At 59.3% G+C, this 1045-nt stretch carries 1 pseudogene; it reads left to right on the top strand.

Going from position 1 to position 1045, the window contains the following annotated elements:
- Nucleotides 1-1045: pseudogene (locus tag ABR397_RS22785) on the top strand (DNA primase); the annotation flags it as partial.

The following is a 1045-nucleotide window of genomic DNA, read 5'->3' as shown; positions in this document are numbered from 1 at the left end:
AACCGGCGCTAACGGCGAGATATCCCTGACGCTGGGCACACAACAGTGGGGTATCCGGGGCCTGTCACAGGTGAAAGCCGGGGCGGCGGTGATGAAAGTGAATGTTCAGGTGGTTGATACCGACAGCGGCGTGATGTTCGCCGACAGCGTGGACATGATGAGCGCCCGCAGCCGGGGCGGGTATGCGCGGCTGGCCGCCACCGAACTCGGGCTGGCCGAAGGTGACCTGCGCCGGGCACTGGGGCAGGTGTTGCTGGTACTGGAACAGTGTCAACAGGCCGGCGTCGGTGAGCAAACCGAAACCCCACCGGTTCCCGAACTGAGCGGGGACCAGCGGGCCGCGGCGCTGGCGTTGCTGCAAGACCCGAAACTGAGTGAGCGCATCACCGCTGATTTAGCCGCCTGTGGCGTGGTGGGGGAAAGCACCAACCTGCTGGCCGGTTACTTAGCCGCCGTCAGTCGCAAGCTGGACCGTCCGCTGGCCGTGCTGATACAAAGCAGCAGCGCTGCCGGGAAAAGCTCACTGATGGATGCGGTCCTCAATCTGATACCGGAAGAGGAACGGCTGCAATACAGCGCCATGACCGGTCAGAGTCTGTTCTATCTGGGGGAAACCAATCTCCAGCATAAAATCTTAGCCATTGCCGAAGAGGAAGGCGTCAGGCAGGCCGCCTATGCGCTTAAGCTGTTGCAAAGCGACGGGGAACTGACCATTGCCAGCACCGGTAAAGATGACGCCAGCGGGAATCTGGTCACCAAACAGTACACGGTGAAAGGACCGGTGATGCTGATGCTCACCACCACCGCGATAGATGTCGATGAAGAGCTGTTAAACCGCTGTCTGGTGCTGACGGTGAACGAATCGCGGGAACAGACCGAAGCTATCCACGCCTTGCAGCGCCATAAACAAACCCTCGAAGGCTTACTGGCCGAGAATGAGAAGACCTATATCACCGAACTGCATCAAAACGCCCAACGGCTGCTACGCCCGCTCAATGTGGTCAACCCTTATGCCTCACAGTTAACGTTCATGAGCGATAAAACC

Origin of the sequence: Photorhabdus viridis (genome assembly GCF_040256935.1) — a bacterium.
Lineage (GTDB): Bacteria > Pseudomonadota > Gammaproteobacteria > Enterobacterales > Enterobacteriaceae > Photorhabdus > Photorhabdus viridis.
This window is presented reverse-complemented; position numbering and strand designations above follow the sequence as displayed.